We start from the raw sequence: 14,565 nt of genomic DNA on the forward strand, positions 1-14,565 counted from the left end.
TAGGCTTGGTAGGCCATTACCCCACCAACTACCTGATAGGCCGCGGGCCCCTCCCGAAGCGCCCGAAGGCTTTACTCGACGAACCGAATCGCCGAGCACATGCGGTATTAGCCACCCTTTCGAGTGGTTATCCCCCACTTCGGGGCAGGTCACCCACGTGTTACTCACCCGTCCGCCGCTGATCCCCCCGTCGAATGACAGGGTTCACCGCACGACTTGCATGTGTTAGGCACGCCGCCAGCGTTCATCCTGAGCCAGGATCAAACTCTCCATCCAGAGAATTTATTTGCTCATTGATCAAGGGCCCGAACGCTAGTTCCTTCCTGCCACTCTTCAACTGTTAAGGTGCCACTCTCCGGAGGAACAAAACCGCCGACTCACGTCGGCGGAAGAACACACCTATACGCACTGTCTAGGCCGTTCAGTGTTCTTCCGCTTGTCCCTCCTATCACTTCACGTCTTGGTAAAGCTCGCCGCTCCAGCGGCACCCCTATTCTAACACAAGAGGTGCCTTTCTGTCAAGCCCCAGTTACAACTTTCTGCGACATTCGGCGATGTAAGGAGCCGGCGAACTCGACGCCGCCTATCCTACCACACGCCCTCGATATCGTCAAATCGAGCGTGCGGGGATCGCGTTTGCCTTCTTAAGGTCTCTCCCGCCGCCCACGGTCGGGGCAGCGGCGGCGATATTACCACAGTCCGGCCCGATGGTCAAATCGGGCGAGGAGGACTTTTCCCGGCCTTTCTCAGGTACCCGTTAGCCCTCCGAGACAACGGCGGCGATATTACCACAACCTGGCCCCTCGCGTCAAATCCGGGAGGGGCCGCGCGCGCCCTACATCTCGCGACGCCCCTCCAACGCCCGGGTCAGGGTGACCTCGTCCGCGTACTCCAGATCTCCCCCCACCGGCAAGCCGCGCGCAAGGCGGGTCACGCGAACATCGAACGGTGCCAGGAGCCGAGCGATATACATGGCCGTGGCCTCCCCCTCCAGATTGGGGTTGGTGGCCAGGATCACCTCCCGTATCGGCTCCACCTTCACCCGATCCAGCAGCTCGGCGATCTTGAGATCGTCCGGGCCCACGCCATCCACCGGGGAGATCACGCCATGCAACACGTGATAAAGCCCCCGATACTCGCGCGTGCGCTCGATCGCCAGGACGTCCAGCGGCTCCTCGACCACGCAGATCAGGCCCTGATCGCGACTCTCATCCGCGCAGATGGGACATGGGCTGCCCTCGGCGATGTTATGACAACGCTCGCAAAACGTGATGCGCGTCTTCAGATCCCGCAGCGCGTCCGCCAGCTCCAGGGCATGCTCCTCGGGCGCCCGCAGCAGGAAGAAGGTCAGGCGCGCGGCGGTCTTCGGGCCAATCCCCGGCAGACGGGTGAAGGCGTCGATCAACCGGGAGACAGGGCCAGCCAACGGATCCATCGCGTCTCCTACATCAACCCCGGCAGCCCCAACCCGCCCGTAAGGGCTCCCAAGCGATCGGCCGCCAGGCTTTGGGACTTCTCAATGGCCTCGTTCACCGCGGCCATGATCAGATCCTGCAACATCTCCACATCCTCGGGATCGACGACCGCCGGATCGATCTGGACCGACTGAACGCGCTGATGGCCCGTCATCACGATGACCACAGCTCCCCCACCCACGGAGACCTCCACCGTCTCCTCGCCTAGCGCCTCCTGGACGCGCAGCATCTCCTCCTGCAACTTCTGGATCTGTCCCATCATATTGCCGCCGCGCGCCCGCCCGGGCATGCCACCTCGTCGTTTCCCCTTTGCCATGACTCAACCTCCGACAGATAACTCGAGGCCGATACAGCCCCTGGATTCCGCCTCTATCCCCGTTTCAGATCTGCTCCGCCTGCGCCCCATACTCCTGGATCGCCGTCTTCACCAGCGGGTCGATCTCGGCATCGGACGCCTCCCCTGACGAGCCACCGGATCCGCCGCCGGCCTGGTAGCTCTCCTCGGGCACATACCTCACGGTATGAGGGCTCCCGAAGACCTGGCTCAAGGCCTGTTCGAGCGCCTCCTTCACCTCCGGGCGCTGCAACACCTGCTCGACGGAGTACCGGGCGCGGTCCTGATATCCGATGATCACCTCCTGCCCCTCCACGGCCAGGAATCGCACGCCGCGCCGGGACGAAAGCACCCCCAGGGCGGCCGGGCTCTTCGCCTGCAACTCGCGACGGATGGCCCCCCAGGAACGGCGCAGCAGGGCCAGTTTGTCCTCTCCCGGAGCGGCCTCGTCGGCGCCCGCAGGAACCTGATCCGCCTCCTGCGGCTGGGCGGGCGAGGACTCGGGAGTGATCGCCGGCGCCGGGGGCGCCTCCGCGGGTACCGATGGCTCCGCGGCCTCGGCGGCTGCCCCCTCCCGAGCGTCGGCCGTCGCGTCCTTCCCGTCCGAGGCGGGCATCGCGGCCTCGACGAACGCCAGCTCCAGGGAGAGTTGCGGCTGGAGGCTGGAACGGAGCTCCACGGCCGCCTGGCTGAACTGCCGCAGCGCCCGCACGAGATCCGGCGTGGAGAACCGGCCGGCGATCTCCCGCATCTGCTTTAGCGTATCCGCGTCTATGTCCAGCAGCGATGTATCCCCTCCCACCTTGAGCAACAACAAGCCCCGCAGGTAGGACAGCACCTGTCGCGTGAGCTCGCGCGGCTCTGCCCCCTCCACGATGAAGCGATTCAACAGCGCCAGGCCGGCGGGGACATCCCGTCGGGCCAGGGTGTCTATCCACTCACCGATGGTCTGCTCGTGCACCGTCCCGAGCACATCGCGCACCTGGGCAACGGTGATGAGCTTCTCCCCATAGGCGATGATCTGATCGAGCAGGCTGACGGCATCACGCATGCTGCCGGTGGCCGTGCGGGCGATCAGATCGAGAGCCTCCGGTTCCGCCTCATACCCCTCCGCGGCGACGATGCGCGCCAGGTGTGCGGCAATGTCCGCCGTGCTGATGCGATGGAAGTCGAAGCGCTGACAGCGGGACAGGACCGTCGCCGGGATGCGGTGGGGCTCCGTCGTGCACAGGACGAAGACGACGTGAGGCGGGGGCTCCTCCAGGGTCTTCAGGAGCGCGTTGAAGGCGCTGTTGGAGAGCATGTGCACCTCGTCGATGATGTAAAACTTCATGCGGGCTTCGTTGGGGCGAAAGCCCACCTTATCGCGCAGATCGCGCACATCATCGACGGAGGTGTTGGAGGCGGCATCGATCTCAACCAGGTCGAGGAGCCGACCCTCCGTGATGGCCTGACAGATGCGACATTGGTTACACGGCCGCTCGTCCGGCTCCGCCAAGCAGTTGACAGTCTTCGCCAGGATGCGCGCCGTGCTCGTCTTGCCGGTGCCGCGCGGGCCGGCGAAGAGATACGCATGGGCGAGACGCCCCTCCCGCAACGCGTTGCGCAGCGTGCGGGTCACATGCTCCTGTCCGATGACCTCCTCGAAGGTTTGCGAGCGCCACTTTCGGTAAAGGGCCTGCGCGGCCATGGGTGCCTCCCACAGGTGATACGGCCTTTTCAGGATGCGGATGAGCCAAGTGTATCACCGCTGCGGGCTTCTGGCAAGTGATTTTCCGTGCGCGGCCTGGCGGAGGGATCAAGCGCATGCCAGAAGATGGGCCTCGCGCTCCATCACGCTAATCAGCAGCGGCAGCTCCCACGCTGCCGCAAGCGGGACATGGGAGCTGCCCCGTCCAGAGAGGGCACAACGAGCCGTGAGAGTGTGTCTGAAAAATGCCATTGCTTCTGCTATGGGGAGGCTCGGAGGGGCGGAGCCCCTCCGGAAAAAGCCTTTCTTTTGCCCTCGACCTGCCTGGCCTCGGCCTGAGTCCTTCGGGAAGGGCCGAGAAAGGCAGGTGCAGGCCGGAAAAGTGAGATCTCCGTGGAGGGGAGGTCCCCTCCACACCTTCCCCTGTGGAGCTGGTCGTTGAAGGAGACCTCCTCAGACATCTTGCCGGTAAATTTTCAGACACGCTCTGAGCTCAGAGCACGCGAACAAACGGGAATCAGCAGCGGCAGCTCCCACGCTGCCGCAAGCGGGACATGGGAGCTGACCCGTCCAGAGAAGGCACAACGAGCCGCCCCTCAACGCGTCCCTTGACCATTCGCGCCGGGAAATGCACGAAATACGAGGGGGAATCCGACCGAGGATAGGGGGAGAACGATGAGGACGATTCAATCCAAGGCGGACGAAGCGCGCCCACCAGGCAGCAAAGGGCCCATCGCCGAACGCGACGGGCCGCAGGCGGTCACTCCAGCCGGACCCACACATCCCCCCAGAAACGCCCTTTGGAGGGGGGATAGCCAAAGAGGCGCCAGGTCTCATCGGGGAGGTCGATGCCATCGCCCGCCCCCGTATCCTCCACGGCCACCTCCACGTACCGCCCTGTGGCCGGATCGAGGATGCGCAGGCGGTATCCCCAGGTGTGACAGGGGCCATAGCGTTCCACACAAACCCGCCGAACCCCGAAGGCCTCGCCCTGCAGGAGCCGCAGGCGCGCCAGGATGATCCACCCCACGCTGGCGATGCGCGCGTTCGGCCGGTACGCGATCGTGCTGGCCGTCGCCATCCCAGGACGAAAACGGGGGCCATAAAACCGAATGGGATACACGCCCACGTGTACCCAGCGCCCCCCCTGGCCACTCGAGGGGGAAGGTTCCTCAATGCGAGGAATCGGACGAGGCGGGGAAATATCCTGTGCTCCCCCCTGTCCGGGCAATGGGCCCACCAGGTGGCCAAAGAGCACGAAAAACCCGGTCAACAAGGTAATCGGTAGCTTCGTCAATACACGTTCCTCCATGAGGCCAGAACTGCGGCCGTGTGACTCTCAGCATCGAATGAGCGATGCAATTCTTATAGACGATCGACCCGCCCGCGGGACGCGCTCAGCCCCGCGCGCCGTTGACGCGCGGGGCTGTTCCTCCCCATGAATCGACCGCCGCCCATATGTCAACTATCGATAGTCCTCCGGGTTCGCCTGCGCGATCTCCTCCGCGGTCACCTCACGCCCCAGATGGTTGGACAGGTAGATGCCTTCCGTGATCTCAGCCGTCTTGAGGGCCAGGCCCGCCGTGTCCAGCAGCGGGATGCGCCCCAATTGGGCCCACATCCAGTGCTTCTGGGAATCGTAACGGCTCCTGTTGTACAGGTTGGTGTGGCCCTGACGCCATCCGGCCAGGTTGGGATCGCACTGATGCCACCGCCAATCCGCCGCATCCACGTCAAAGGTGGCATCCATCTCCATGTCGGCCAGCGTGGTGAAGTAGGCCAGGGGCTCCACCCGGATGCCCGCTTTAGAGCCAAAAATATGATCCCCATCAGGAGGATCGGAGTGGATAGCCCACGCCTCCTCCATGAAGTAGGTGATCCCTCCCTCCAACCGGATCAACCCCAAACCCAGTTCCTCCACGTCGTAGCCGCTGCTCTCGCGTCGGTCCGGGTACATGTTCTCCAGCTTCTGATAGGTGACGCCGGATACGGTCTTCACCGCCGGATTGCCCAGCAGCCACATCACGCGGGCGATGTGATAGACGGCCATGTCCAACATGGCGCCTCCCCCGGCCACGGCGCGCTGCACGAACTGAGCGGTGCCGTAGCCGTCGACGAAGGGGCGGCCGCGCCGCCGATAGTAGCTGGACTTGGCGTAATATATGTCGCCCAAATATCCCTCGTCGATCAGCCGCTTGGCAGCCCGAGCGCTCGGGGTGTACAGGGTGGATAGCTGGATATGGAGCATGCGCCCCAACTCCTGGGCCGTCTCATACATCTCCCGCGCCTCCCGATAGGTCCACGCCATCGGCTTCTCGCAGTAAACGTTCTTCCCCGCCTTCAGCGCGGCGATGGTCACCGGCGCGTGCAAGCGATTGTGCAAGCACACATCCACTGACTGAATATCGTCTCGCTGCAACAGCTCCTGGTAGTCGGTGTACACATGTGGGATGCCGAACTCCTGGGCCACCCGCCGGGCCTCATCCTCACGAATGTCGGCGATGGCCACGATCTCCGCCTCGGGGATCTCCATGTACGTCTGCAGATGGGCCTTGCCGATCTGCCCAACCCCGATGACTCCCACGCGCACCTTGTCACCCATGAAATACCTCCTTTGGGGATACCATCGTGCCCTTCCCCATGAAGATGGCGCTATCTTAGCACAGTCATCCGGGCCGGTCAATGAAATGTGTCATCGCCGCAGAGCCTTCCTCGCCGGGGTTGCCGCGCGGGCATATCCTCTCGCGCTCCCCTTTCCGGCGTGATCACCCCTCGGGGGAGAAGGCGACGAGGGGAGATCTCGTCCACGCCGTTCGCTCACGATAGAAGAGCTGCATACGCCATCCTCCGGAACGGCCGCTACAGGAAGCGAGAGGTCGGCATGGTATAATGGCGGTGACGCGTGATCGTGACACCCGACGTGGATTGTGATCGTTGTGTGAGAGATCGTGACGGAGAGATGGAGGAGCTTCCGATGCACGTGCTTGGCCGCCTCTTCGGCTTTCTACGTCCGTACTGGAAGGCTCTCGTCCTCACTTGCGTGCTGCTGATCCTCAGCACCGGGCTGAGCCTCCTTCCCCCGCTCGTCCAGCGCCAGATCGTGGACGACGTGATCGGCGCCCGGGATCTGTCCGGGCTGGGGCGGATGATCGCCACCCTGGCGGGCATTTACGCGCTGCTGGCGTTCGTCGATTTCGGCGAGCAGTATATGCGCCACGCGCTGGGCGAGCGCTTTCTCTTCGACCTGCGGGTGCGCATCTACGACCACCTGCAGCGCCTGTCCCTTTCCTTCTTCGAGCGCACCTCCACCGGGGAGCTGATGTCGCGGGCGACCAACGACGTGAACGCCCTGGAGCAATTCGTCACGCATGGGGTTATCCTCACCGTCGTGGACCTGCTCAGGCTGCTGGGCGCGTCGGCCATCCTGCTGACGCTGGACTGGCGGCTGGCGCTGATCGCGCTGATCCCGGCCCCCATCATCGCCGCCGGGCTGCGGTGGTTCAACCAGCACGCGCGGCCCATCTACCGCCGCGCCCGCGACCGCCTGGGCGACATCAACGCGAAGCTGCAGGACAATCTGGCCGGCATTCGGGTGATCCAGTCCTTCGGCCGCGAGGACGTGGAGCTGGAGCGGTTTCGCAGCACCAGCCAGCGCTACTACCACGAGCGCGTGCGCGGCATTCGCGCCTGGTCGACCTTCTTCCCCGCCATGCACTTCGTATCCGCCATGGGCGGCATCCTGGTGCTCGGCGTGGGCGCCCGCATGGTCGTCCAGGGGCAGATCTCCCTGGGTACGCTGATCGCCTTCCTGGCTTACATCCTGTCCTTCTACGAGCCGCTCCGTCGGCTGACGGAGGTGGACAACACCTTCCAGCAGGCCATCGCCGCCGCCGAGCGCATCTTCGAGCTACTGGATGAGGACCCGGAGATCCGGGATGCGCCGAACGCCATCGCACTGGACGAGGTCCGAGGGGATGTGGTGTTCGACGACGTCCACTTCCGCTACGGCGATGGTGACGAGGTGCTTCACGACATCTCGTTCCACATCGCCCCCGGCGAGGTCGTGGCGCTGGTCGGCCCCAGCGGAGCGGGCAAGACCAGCATCGCCAACCTGCTGTGCCGTTTCTACGATCCCGACCATGGCCGCATCCTGCTGGACGGCCACGACCTGCGGGAGATCCAGATCCGATCGCTGCGCCGACACATCGCCGTGGTGCTGCAGGACACGTTCCTCTTCAACACGTCCGTGCGGGAGAACCTGCTCTACGGCAACCCGGAGGCCACGGAGGAGGAGATGATCGCGGCCGCCAAGGCGGCCTATGCACACGATTTCATCCTCCAGCTGCCCCAGGGATACGACACGGAGATCGGTGAGCGCGGGGTGAAGCTGAGCGGCGGTCAGCGACAGCGATTGGCGCTGGCGCGGGCCATCCTGGCCAACCCCCGCATTCTGATCCTAGACGAGGCCACCTCATCGGTGGACGCTGAGGCGGAATACCTCATTCAGAAGGCACTGGAGGAGGTGTTGAAGGGGCGCACGGCGCTGGTGATCGCCCACCGACTGAGCACCATCCGCAACGCGGATAAGATCATCGCTTTGGAGAACGGGCGCATCCGGGAGGTCGGCCGCCACGAGGATTTGCTGGCCCGCGGCGGGCTGTACAGCCAGCTCTACCAACGCCAGCTCACACTGGCAGCGGCCGAGCACGAATAGGTGTCCCAGAAGGCATCAACACACCTGTCGCCGTTCCTGGAGCCCTCCAGCCGGGAAAGGGGGAGATATGCTCCACAAGATGATCTTGCTTGTAGTTCTGCTTCTCGCCCCTTTCTACCAAACAGCCGGAGATGACGATCCCCTGGTCTCGTACCCACAGCAGCCACAGGCGCAATGGACATGGTTCGGAGGCAAGCTAGAGTATTCTTTCAATCATCCTTGCCTTGACTCAAGTTTCTATATTTACACGGGAGATGGCCCAAACGGAGAGTTGTTGGGCAGCGGGAAAGCATTTTTCAGTTACGACAGAGTCAACTGGTATTTCGCCATCTATCTAGATCGTCCTCTGCGTGAAGGCGAGACGATCACGGTCTATGCGGAGTGTGCGGAGAATCAGGTCGTACAGGACACATTTGTCGTATTGCCGTTCCAATCCTGGCCCAGGCCTCTCGATTGGCACATGGTCCCCGGCATGTACGACCAGCCTATAGAAGGCGACACGATGATACGGGGCCGACTAACTCCCTCGATATGCGCAGATGCGCTGGTTTCGGTATCCCTCGGCGCAAAACCATCGGGTACCCGCTTGGGAACCAGTACGGTCGAAGTTGATGGGAGCTTCCGAGTGTACCTGAGCCGGTCCCTGCGAGAGGGAGAGCTCATCACCATCTATGCCGAGTGTGCCAAGGGGCCACGAGGGGTGTTTGTCTGGGACACCCTGGCCGTGTCACCGGCTCCACCGCAGATCCCCGAGCCCGGCACGATTCTGCTCGTGGGCGGCGGACTGGGAGCACTGGCCTCATGGATCCGGCTTCATCAAAGGAAGCCCTGATGTTCTCTGAACTCCAGGACGGATTCCGCAGCCCACCCGCCGACGCCCGGCCGTGGGTGCGCTGGTGGTGGTTCGGCAACGCGGTGACTCGCGAGGAAATCGATCGCGAGCTGCGCTTCATCGCCCAATCTGGCTGGGGCGGCGTGGAATTGCAGTGTGTGTACGCCTGGCCGGATGTGCCGCCCGGTCCGGACACGCTCAGCGACGCCTGGTTCGAACGGGTCGACTACGCCGTCTCCCGAGCCGCCGCGCACGGCCTGGGCTTCGACCTCACCTTCGGCAGCGGGTGGCCGTTCGGCGGGCCGCATATCCCCCCGGAGGCCCGGGTGACCACCCTGCGCGCCACGACCCGGATCGTGCGAGGACCGGAGCGGATCGCCCTCGACATGCCGCCGACGCCGGGCGAGCCGGTGATCTCCTGGCTGGCCGCGCCCGCTCGCTCGGATCGCTTCCCGCCGTCGGTGCGATGGCAGGAGGCCGTCGAGCTGGACCCGCCTGAATGGGAGGCGCCCGATGGCACCTGGGCGGTGACGGCCGTCCTCCAGACGTTCACCGGGCAGCAGGTCAAGCGGGCCGCGCCGGGCGGCGAGGGGTTCGTGCACGACCACCTCAGCCCGCGCGGGCTGAACGCCCACATCGCCGGGTGGGGGGAGCCGCTGCGGGAGCATCTCGGCCATCGCTTTGGACGGGGGATACGAGCGCTGTTCTGCGATAGCTGGGAGGTGCAGGGGCCGTATTGGACGGCGGAGTTCCTGGCCGAGTTCCAGCGTCGCCGTGGCTATGACCTGCGCGCCTACCTGCCGCTCCTGCTGGGAGAGTGGCAAGACCCCGACCTGGACCCTGCCCTGCTGGCGGACGTACGCTACGACTATCGTCGCACGGTCGCCGAGCTGGCGATGGATGGATTCTATCGGCCCTTCGCCAACTGGTGTCGGGAGCAAGGGCTGCTATCCCGGGTGCAGGCGCACGGGGCCCCGGCGGATTGGATTCAAGCCTACGGCGCGGCGGACATCCCGGAGACCGAGGCAATCCTCATCCCGATCGAGGCGACGCGCCTGGCCGCGGCCGCGGCGCGCCTGTACGGTCACCAGCGGGTGACCAGCGAGAGCTTCACCTGTCTCTACGGCTGGCCGGCGGTCAAGATGTTCGCCGAGCGCCCGGATGACCTCAAGGCCATCGCCGACGGCCAGTTCGCCTGCGGTCTCCAGCAGATCTTCTACCACGGCTACGCCTACTCGCCCCCCGAGGCGGGCGAGACGCCCGGCTGGTACTTCTACGCCAGCAGCCACATCAACCACACCATCCCCTGGCGGGATCACCTCTCTCACCTCAACGACTACCTGGCCCGGATCAGCTTCCTGATGCAGCGGGGCGTCGCCGTGACCGATCTCGCGTTGTATGAGTCGGTACATGACCGCTGGCGCGGCTCAACGGCCGCCCTGGGGCCCACGGGCGACGAGGCGGATATGTTTCAATGGCCCGAGGCGCGAGAGGCCCCTCAACCGCCGTCGGAGATCACCGGCTATACCTTCGACTGGGTCAACGATGAGGCGCTAGCCCGGGCGGCGGCCCTCGAGGGGCAACTGCGGCTGGGCGAGCAGACCTACCACGCGATCGTGCTGGATCGCGTGCGCTGCCTGCCGCTGGCGACGGCGGAGCGGCTGTGCGCGCTGGCCCGAGCCGGGGTGCCACTCGTGATCCTGGGCGATCTCCCCGAACGCGTCCCCGGACTGTCCGATGGCCCGGAGGCCAGCGCTCGGTTGCGGGCCATGTTCGCCGAGTTGCTGGAGGAGGAAGATGTACCTGTGTATCGCAGCGTGGATGCTTACCGGGCGGCTGGCGGCCTGCCTCCCGACGTGATCCTCAATGGGACTGGCGACGTCGAGATCTGGTGGGCCCATCGCCTTGTGGAAGGCACGCACCTCTACTTCCTCCCACACCCGGATGTGACCCGGCTGCGCTATCCGCTGCCCTATCGGGACGGCAGCCGACGTCCGGGCGATCCGATCACGTTGGATGTGCGCTTTCGCGTATCCGGGCGGGCGCCGCAATTGTGGGACGCGGAGATGGGAGCGATGTATGCGCTCCCCGCGCATGACGACGGCACCTACACACGCGTGCGACTGACGTTCGCGCCTAACCAGGCGCACGTGATCGTGTTCCCGCCCGCGGGTTCGCCCGCGCCCGAGGAGACGTATCCGACGCCCGGCACGCATACGCTTCCCATCGTCGGCCCGTGGCAGGTCACGCCGCCCGACGGCACGACCGAGACGTGGCCCGACCTGCGTGACTGGCGGAATGATCCTCGGCTGCGAGACTTCTCCGGCACGATCTCGTACCGCGCGACGATCGATCTCCCGGACGGGGTGCCTCCCGGCCCCATCTTCCTTGACCTGGGGAGGGTGGAGGTGGTCGCCGAGGTGCATGTGAACGGCGAGATGGCGGGCGTGCGGCTGTGGGCGCCCTACCGGGTGCAGGTGGGTCGCCATCTGCGCCGCGGCCGCAACGAGATCGAGGTGCGTGTGAGCAATCTGCTCTACAACGCCGTGCAGGGGCGGCGCGAGCGGGAAGGGGGCGTGCGGCCGATCCCCGGACTCAAGCCCAACGAGTGGGAGGCCGTCATGGAGCAGAGGCTGATCGATCCGGTGACGGAACGGCTGCCGTCCGGGCTGTTCGGCCCCGTGCAGTTACGATGGTGAGCAACACGCCCGTATGGGCGATGATTATATCTCCTGGCGCTCGATGCGCTCGGGATCGGGAAGGGGATCACCAGACAGGTACGCCTCGATCATCCGCCGGGTGACGATGAACAGCGGCTCGGGGAGGTCGTCCAGATCGTACCATGCCCATCCCTCGCACCTGTGAGGCTCCATGAGCACCGGGTCACCGCATGGGGCCTGGCAGACCATGTCCACGTCGATGTAGTGCTTGTCCTCTCCCCACATGTAACTGCCCACCGCCAGGAAGCGGACGTCCTGGACGTCTAGCCCCGTCTCCTCCTTCACCTCGCGGCGCGCGGCCTCGGCCAGGCTCTCCCCAAGCTCAATGTGTCCGCCGGGGGAGGCGTAGTATCCCGCGCCGTGACCGCCCTTACGCTTTCCCAGCAACACCTTCCCATCACGCAGGACCAATACCCCCATGCCCACCTGAGGACGTGGCTCCCGTCCCTCGGCGTTCCGCTCCTCCACGCGCTGCTCCGCCATGTAGCAACCTCCAGAGGCCGTTGATGATCTCTAAGGAATTTGCTGGTAAGGTGTCTGATGGACACCTTCAGCCACCATCTCCACAAGGGGAGGTGTGGAGGGGAGGTCCCCTCCACGGAAAACCTACCTTTCCGACCTGCACCTGCCTTTCTCGGCCCTTTCCGCAGGGATCTGGGCCGGGGCAGGGCAGGTCAAAGGCGGAAGAAGGGCTTCTCCCGGGGAAGTTTCGCCCCTCCGGGCCTCCCCATAGCAGAAGCAACGACATTTCTCAGACACGCTCTAACGCAAGACTAACGTTTCGCTCGCGCCGATCCAACGCGCCGGAGTATACAATAAATGAGTTGTGGGACCAAAGCGACCGGATTGCTGAGCTCGGAGACACCCAATGGGACATAGAGGAGGAGATGCCTATGGCTCAAGCTGCTGCGCAGACGCATGCAGAGGCGGAATCCTTCGAATTCAAGGCCGAAGTACAACAGCTGTTAAACATCCTGGTGCACTCCCTCTATACCGAACGAGAGATCTTTCTGCGAGAGTTGATCTCCAACGCCTCCGACGCTCTACACCGCCTGCAGTTCGAGATGCTGACCCGACAAGACATCGTGGACCCGGAGGCGGAGCTGGCCATCCACATCGACTTCGACGAGGAGGCGGGCACGCTCACCGTGAGCGATACCGGCGTGGGCATGACGCGCGAGGAGCTGATCGAGAACCTGGGCACCATCGCGCATTCGGGGGCCATGGAATTCCTGAGGAAATTGCAGGAGAGCGGCAAATCCGCCGCGGACATCATCGGCCAGTTCGGTGTGGGCTTCTACTCGGCCTTCATGGTGGCGGACGAGGTGACGGTCACCACCCGCTCCTTCCGGCCGGATGCTCAGCCGATCGCCTGGACATCCCGCGGGGAGAATCAGTACACCATCCGACCAGCCGAGAAGGACACACGTGGGACCACAGTGGAGCTCAAATTGAAAGAGGACGCCCGCGAGTTCCTCGACGCCTACCGGCTGAAGCAGATCGTCCGCCGTTACTCCGACTTCGTGCCGTTCCCCATCTACGTGAAGGGTGAGAAGGCGAATCGACAGACGGCCCCATGGCGCCAGCGGCCGCAGGAGCTCACCGCGGAGCAATACCACGAGTTCTATCGGCAGTTGACGCTGGACACGGAAGACCCACTGTTGTATGTGCACTTCTCCGCCGATGCTCCCGTGCATATCCAGAGCATTCTCTACGTGCCCTCCAAGGCGGAGCGCGGCCTGCTCACCGCGCGCATGGAACACGGCCCCCGGCTCTATTCGCGCAAGATCCTCATCCAGGAGCGCGCCAGCGACCTGTTGCCGCCCTACCTGCGCTTCGTGGAAGGGGTGGTGGACTCCGACGACATCCCGCTCAACATCTCCCGGGAGACGGTGCAGGCCAACCAGGTGATGGCCCGCATCCGCTCCAACCTGGTGCGCAAGCTCCTGAGCGAGCTACAGCGCCTGGCCGAGGAGGATGCCGAGCGCTATCTGCGGTTCTGGCGAGAGTTCGGCCCCTTCATCAAAGAGGGGGTGGCCACCGACGCGGCCAATCGTGTGGCGCTGATCCCCCTGCTGCGCTTCCACTCCTCGAAGACGGGCGAGGACGAATGGATCTCCCTGGCGCAGTACAAGGAGCGGATGAAGGAGGACCAGCCGGCCATCTACTACGTCCTGGGCGAGGACCTGCGTTCCGTGGCCCGCAGCCCGCACATGGATTACTTCCGGGCCAACGACATCGAGGTACTCTATCTGACCGAGCCCATCGATAGCTTCCTGATGGTGACCCTCCGTGAGTTCGACGGCAAGCCGTTGCGCAACATCGCCGACGCCGGGCTGGATCTGCCCAAGACGGAATCGGAGGAAGAGGAGGCGGAGGCGCTGTCGGCCGAGGCGTTCGAGCGACTGCGTCAGCGGTTCGCGGAGGTGCTGGGCGATCGGGTAGCTGAGGTGCGGGAGTCCAAATTGCTGCGGGATAGCCCCTGCCGGCTGGTGACACCCGAGGACACGCCCGGCACCGATCTGCAACGGGTCTATCGCATGCTGGAGCGGGACTATGAGGTGCCGCGCCTGATCCTGGAGCTCAACCGGACGCATCCCCTGATCCGGGACCTGGGTCGGCTGGTGATGGAAGCACCGGACGATCCACTCATCGCCCAATGTGCGGAGCAGTTATACGAGGGGCAGCTGCTGGCCGAGGGGATCCATCCCAATCCGGCCGACATGCTGCCCCGCATCGAGGCGCTGATGGCGGCCGCGGCCCACGCCCGCGTCGGTGACGGCGACACATCAGCATGAGC

General features: G+C 64.6%; 10 protein-coding genes and 1 rRNA gene. 4 read left to right on the top strand and 7 right to left on the bottom strand.

Annotated features, from left to right (window positions below; all coding sequences use genetic code 11):
* The 6 genes from GXP39_05140 to GXP39_05165 form a co-directional block, all read right to left on the bottom strand.
* Positions 1–273, bottom strand: a 16S ribosomal RNA gene (locus tag GXP39_05140); the annotation flags it as partial.
* Positions 274–835: 562 nt separating this feature from the next.
* Positions 836–1,435: a recombination protein RecR gene (recR, locus tag GXP39_05145; GenBank protein NOZ27424.1), complete on the bottom strand. Its 600-nt coding sequence runs from the start codon at positions 1,433–1,435 to the stop codon at positions 836–838.
* Positions 1,436–1,443: 8 nt separating this feature from the next.
* Complete coding sequence (locus GXP39_05150; GenBank protein NOZ27425.1) at positions 1,444–1,791, bottom strand: YbaB/EbfC family nucleoid-associated protein; 348 nt, start codon at positions 1,789–1,791, stop codon at positions 1,444–1,446.
* A gap of 64 nt (positions 1,792–1,855) precedes the next feature.
* A complete protein-coding gene (gene dnaX, locus GXP39_05155; protein ID NOZ27426.1) occupies positions 1,856–3,499 on the bottom strand; it encodes a DNA polymerase III subunit gamma/tau in 1,644 nt (547 codons plus the stop codon).
* A gap of 760 nt (positions 3,500–4,259) precedes the next feature.
* Positions 4,260–4,628 (bottom strand): hypothetical protein, encoded by a 369-nt coding sequence (locus GXP39_05160; GenBank protein ID NOZ27427.1) that lies wholly within the window; start codon positions 4,626–4,628, stop codon positions 4,260–4,262.
* A 336-nt stretch (positions 4,629–4,964) separates the two neighbouring features.
* Positions 4,965–6,101, bottom strand: coding sequence for a Gfo/Idh/MocA family oxidoreductase (locus GXP39_05165; protein NOZ27428.1), 1,137 nt, complete (start codon positions 6,099–6,101; stop codon positions 4,965–4,967).
* A gap of 372 nt (positions 6,102–6,473) precedes the next feature.
* Between GXP39_05165 and GXP39_05170 the strand changes: the two genes are divergently transcribed.
* From GXP39_05170 to GXP39_05180, 3 genes are all read left to right on the top strand, one after another.
* Positions 6,474–8,213 carry an ABC transporter ATP-binding protein gene (locus tag GXP39_05170; protein ID NOZ27429.1) on the top strand — a complete coding sequence of 580 codons (1,740 nt, stop codon included), beginning with the start codon at positions 6,474–6,476 and terminating at the stop codon, positions 8,211–8,213.
* A 67-nt stretch (positions 8,214–8,280) separates the two neighbouring features.
* Positions 8,281–9,045 (top strand): PEP-CTERM sorting domain-containing protein, encoded by a 765-nt coding sequence (locus GXP39_05175; protein ID NOZ27430.1) that lies wholly within the window; start codon positions 8,281–8,283, stop codon positions 9,043–9,045.
* Complete coding sequence (locus GXP39_05180) at positions 9,045–11,744, top strand: hypothetical protein (protein ID NOZ27431.1); 2,700 nt, start codon at positions 9,045–9,047, stop codon at positions 11,742–11,744. Before GXP39_05175 ends, GXP39_05180 begins: the two co-directional genes overlap by 1 nt.
* Positions 11,745–11,768: 24 nt before the next feature.
* Here GXP39_05180 and GXP39_05185 read toward each other — a convergent pair whose 3' ends face one another.
* On the bottom strand, positions 11,769–12,248 hold the full coding sequence (locus GXP39_05185; protein NOZ27432.1) for an NUDIX domain-containing protein: 480 nt from the start codon (positions 12,246–12,248) through the stop codon (positions 11,769–11,771).
* Positions 12,249–12,658: 410 nt separating this feature from the next.
* On the opposite strand from GXP39_05185, the gene htpG reads away from it, so the two are divergent.
* Complete coding sequence (gene htpG / locus GXP39_05190; GenBank protein ID NOZ27433.1) at positions 12,659–14,563, top strand: molecular chaperone HtpG; 1,905 nt, start codon at positions 12,659–12,661, stop codon at positions 14,561–14,563.
* The last annotated feature ends 2 nt before the right edge of the window (positions 14,564–14,565 follow it).

Source organism: Chloroflexota bacterium (assembly GCA_013152435.1).
GTDB lineage: Bacteria > Chloroflexota > Anaerolineae > DUEN01 > DUEN01 > DUEN01.

Bases quoted from the DNA above. Each gene is read 5' to 3' on its own strand.
- GXP39_05165 (NOZ27428.1), bottom strand. From the start codon at position 6,101: ATGGGTGACAAGGTGCGCGTGGGAGTCATCGGGGTTGGGCAGATCGGC.
- GXP39_05185 (NOZ27432.1), bottom strand. From the start codon at position 12,248: ATGGCGGAGCAGCGCGTGGAGGAGCGGAACGCCGAGGGACGGGAGCCA.
- GXP39_05180 (NOZ27431.1), top strand. From the start codon at position 9,045: ATGTTCTCTGAACTCCAGGACGGATTCCGCAGCCCACCCGCCGACGCC.
- GXP39_05170 (NOZ27429.1), top strand. From the start codon at position 6,474: ATGCACGTGCTTGGCCGCCTCTTCGGCTTTCTACGTCCGTACTGGAAG.
- recR (NOZ27424.1), bottom strand. From the start codon at position 1,435: ATGGATCCGTTGGCTGGCCCTGTCTCCCGGTTGATCGACGCCTTCACC.
- GXP39_05150 (NOZ27425.1), bottom strand. From the start codon at position 1,791: ATGGCAAAGGGGAAACGACGAGGTGGCATGCCCGGGCGGGCGCGCGGC.
- htpG (NOZ27433.1), top strand. From the start codon at position 12,659: ATGGCTCAAGCTGCTGCGCAGACGCATGCAGAGGCGGAATCCTTCGAA.
- GXP39_05175 (NOZ27430.1), top strand. From the start codon at position 8,281: ATGCTCCACAAGATGATCTTGCTTGTAGTTCTGCTTCTCGCCCCTTTC.
- dnaX (NOZ27426.1), bottom strand. From the start codon at position 3,499: ATGGCCGCGCAGGCCCTTTACCGAAAGTGGCGCTCGCAAACCTTCGAG.